A 3,886-nucleotide genomic window follows, 5' to 3' on the forward strand; every position below is an offset into this window, starting at 1 on the left:
ACCTCGAACCAGCCGATATTGTGCAACGTGCGCGACGCGTCCGCGATCGCGTTGCGGATCGCGTCGTCGATCGATTCGGCGGACGTGCCGACGACCTCGATGACCTTGTAGGTGTGCTTGGACATGGGCGCGCCTCCTCCTGACCGCTCGTCTTCAGGCTAGGACCCCGCGGCGCGACGGCAAGGCCGGGGGCGGCCGCGAAACCGGCGCATCCGGAAGACGCGCTCACGGCTGGTCGCGCAGGAACAGGTCGCGGAACTGCGACGGCTGGCACCGCAGATACTGATCCGGCGCGCGGACCCGCCCGCCAAGCGCGGCCGCGGCATGCCAGGGCCAGCGCGGGTCGTAGAGCATCGTGCGCGCGAGCGCGACGAGGTCGGCGTCGCCCGTCGCGACGATCGCCTCCGCCTGCTCGTAGCCGGTGATCAGCCCGACCGCGATCACCGGGATCGACACGGCCTGCTTCACGGCGCGCGCGAGCGGGACCTGGTAGTTCGGTCCCGCCGGAATCGCCTGCGCCGGATGGAGGCCGCCGCTCGACACGTGGATCGTGGCGCAGCCGCGTTTCTCCAGCTCCCTGGCGAAGGCGACCGTCTGTTCGGCGTCCCAGCCGCCCTCCACCCAGTCCGTGCCGGAGACCCGCATGGTGACGGGCTTTTCGGCAGGGAAAGCCGCCCGCACCGCCTCGAAGACCTCGAGCGGGAAGCGCATGCGGTTTTCGAGCGAGCCGCCATAGGCGTCGTCGCGCCGGTTCGAGAGCGGCGACAGGAACTGGTGCAGCAGATAGCCATGCGCGCCATGCAGCTGCACTGCGTCGAGCCCGAGGCGCGCGGCGCGCTTCGCCGCCGCGACGAACGCCTCGCGCACGCGCCTCAAGCCGTCCGCGTCGAGCGCGACCGGCGCGGCCTCCGCCTCGGCGAAGGGCACGGAGGACGGCGCGATCGTCCGCCAGCCGCCCGGCCTGTCGGGCGCGATCTGCCCGCCGCCGAGCCAGGGCTTTTCGGTCGAGGCCTTACGGCCCGCATGGGCGAGCTGGATCGCGACCGGCATGTCGGACCAGCGCCTGACGCTCTCCAGCGTCCGCGCCATGGCGGCCTCGGTCGCGTCGTCATAGAGCCCGACATCGGCGTAGGTGATGCGCCCCTCGGGCTCGACCGCCGTCGCCTCGATGGTGAGCAGACCCGCGCCCGACAGAGCGAGCTGGCCGAGATGGATCACATGCCAGTCGGTCATCCGCCCGTCCTCGGCCGAGTACTGGCACATCGGCGCGATGACGATCCGGTTCCGACGCTCGACGGCGCCTACGCGGAAAGGGCTGAAGAGGACGGGATTGGACATGGCGAGGCTGTTTCCGGAGGGGTATGTTTGCGGGCTGGAGCGTAGCGCGGAGACCGACCCCGACGCTCGTGCGCAAACGCATGCGGGTGGAAGCGGGAGCGCGTTCGGCTGGGGATGGGCGACGCGACGGTCCGCGGCGTTGTGTCGGCGGCGGTCGAGTGCAGGTCGTGAAGCTGCGCCGCGGCACACGTACTGACGGGCAAGCCTCGTGGGACTTCTGAAGAGGAGCGAGACCTCCTAGGTCCGCGGTAGCGGCGCCTGCCCCTCAATGCGCCTCCTCCCAGTTCCCCGCGGCCTTCGCCTCGACCAGCAGCGGCACCCTCAGCTGCTGCGCGGGCAGCGGGGCCTCGGCCATGACCCTGAGGATCACCGGCAGCGTCGCCTCGACCTCGGTGTCGTCGACCTCGAACACCAGTTCGTCATGCACCTGCAGGAGCATCCTGGCCCCGAGTCCCGCGGCCTCCAGTGACGCGTCCATCCGGATCATGGCGCGGCGGATGATGTCGGCGGCGGAGCCCTGGATCGGGGCGTTGATGGCGGCGCGCTCGTTGAAGGCGCGCTCCGCGGGGTTCGAGGCCTTGATCGACGGGTAGTGGCATTTGCGGCCGAAGATCGTGGTGACGTAGCCGTCGCGCCGGCAGGCCTCCTTGGTCGCCTCCATATAGTCGCGAATGCCGGGGAAACGCTCAAAGTAGGTCTTGATGTACTGGCCGGCCTCCTCGCGGCCGATCGACAGCTGGTTCGCCAGCCCGAAGGCCGAGATGCCGTAGATGATGCCGAAATTGATCGCCTTGGCGCGCCGCCTTGTCTGCGGGTCCATGCCCTCGACCGGCACGCCGAACATCTCCGAGGCCGTCATCGCGTGGATGTCGAGCCCATCCTCGAAGGCCTGAACGAGCTGCGGAATCTCGGCCATATGCGCGAGGATGCGCAGCTCGATCTGGCTGTAGTCCGCCGAGACGAGTTTTTTCCCTTCCGGCGCCACGAAGGCGCGGCGGATCTTGCGTCCCTCCTCGGTCCGCACCGGGATGTTCTGCAGGTTCGGCTCGGTGGAGGACAGCCGGCCCGTGGTGGTGGCGGCGAGCTGGTAGCTGGTGTGGACCCGGCGGGTCTCGGGATGCTCGTAGGCCGGCAGCGCGTCGGCATAGGTCGACTTCAGCTTCGACAGCTGGCGCCAGTCGAGGATGCGGCGCGGCAGCTCGTGGCCCTGCGCCGCGAGGTCCTCCAGCACGCCGGCCGCGGTGCCCCAGGCGCCGGTCTTGGTCTTCTTGGCGCCCGGGAGCTGCATCTTGCCGAACAGGATGTCGCCCAATTGCTTCGGCGAGCCGAGATTGAAGGGCTCGCCCGCGAGCTCGTGGATCTCGGCCTCGAGCGCGCCCATGCGCTGGGCGAGCTCGCCCGAAAGCCTGGACAGCATCGCGCGCTCGATCGAGACGCCGCGCGCCTCCATGCGCGCCAGCACCGCCGGCATCGGCCGCTCCAGCGTCTCGTAGACCGCCGTCATCCGCTCGGCGACGAGCCGCGCCTTGAACAGCCGCCAGAGCCGAAGCGCGAGGTCGGCGTCTTCGGCGGCGTAGGCGGTCGCCTTCTCGATCGGGACCTGCGCGAAGCTCACCCTTGCGCGGCCCGTCCCCGTCACCTCGTCATAGGTGATCGGCGCGTGGCCGAGCCAGCGGCGAGACAGCTCGTCGAGCCCCTGCGCGCCGAGCCCTGAGTCCAGCGCATAGGACATCAGCATCGTGTCGTCGTAAGGAGCGACGCGGACGCCGAGGCGGCTCAGGACCTGCAGGTCATATTTGACCCCCTGCCCGACCTTGAGGACGCTGTCGTCCTCGAACAGCTCCTTCAGCAGCGTCAGCGCCTGGTTCGCCGGTATCTGCCCTTCGACCAGACCGCCGAGCCCGCCTGCGCCCTCCGACAGCAGATCGCCGGCCGGGGCGAGATGGCCGAGCGGCACATAGGCCGCCGTTCCGGGCGCAAGCGCCAGCGAGACGCCGACGAGCTCGGCCCGCATCGGGTCGACCCCGGAGGTCTCGACGTCGAAGGCCACGAAACCCTGGTCGCGGGCGTCCTCGAGCCAATGGGCGAGCCGGCCGATCTCCGTGACGGTCTCGTAGGCCGAGCGCTCGACGACGGTCTGGGCGGCCTCGCGCCTGCGGGCGTCCGCGAGGTCCTTCGGGGTCGCGCCGTCCATCGTGGCTTCGGGGCCGGCCGCCCCGGCCGGCGCGACATAGTCCATGCCCCGCCGCGCGCGGCCTTCGGCGGGACGGTATTCGGCAGGCGCGCTCCCTCCCCTGTTGGGCGGGAGGTCCGGGCCGGGAGGCGGCGGGCTCCCGAATTCAAGCTCGAGCGCCGCGGCCGCGCCTTCCAGGACGGCGCCTTCGCGCGCTGGCGAGGGAGGTTCGGCGGAGCGCTTCGCCGACATCATTTCCGGGTCGGGCGTCACCGACGAGATCTCGATCCCGGTCGCCTCCGCGACGCGGCGCGTCAGCGTGTTGAACTCCATCGCCTTCAGGAAGGCGACGAGCCGCGTCGGGTTCGGCTCCGG

The 3,886-nt window shown here is 70.6% G+C and carries 3 protein-coding genes; all 3 read right to left on the bottom strand.

All coding sequences use genetic code 11. From position 1 onward, the window contains the following. The coding region (locus tag EK403_RS23670; RefSeq protein WP_164919646.1) for a dodecin family protein at positions 1-125 on the bottom strand (125 nt) is incomplete at its 3' end. A gap of 100 nt (positions 126-225) precedes the next feature. Next, complete coding sequence (locus EK403_RS16585) at positions 226-1,338, bottom strand: NADH:flavin oxidoreductase/NADH oxidase (RefSeq protein WP_128778588.1); 1,113 nt, start codon at positions 1,336-1,338, stop codon at positions 226-228. 265 nt (positions 1,339-1,603) lie between these two features. After that, positions 1,604-3,886: DNA polymerase I (gene polA, locus EK403_RS16590; protein WP_164919644.1), on the bottom strand; the 2,283-nt coding region annotated here is incomplete at its 5' end.

It is taken from the genome of Hansschlegelia zhihuaiae, from assembly GCF_004103825.1.
GTDB classification, from domain to species: Bacteria; Pseudomonadota; Alphaproteobacteria; order Rhizobiales; family Methylopilaceae; genus Methylopila; species Methylopila zhihuaiae.

Excerpts from the sequence above, each read along its gene's own strand:
- EK403_RS16585 (WP_128778588.1), bottom strand. The coding sequence starts at position 1,338 with ATGTCCAATCCCGTCCTCTTCAGCCCTTTCCGCGTAGGCGCCGTCGAG.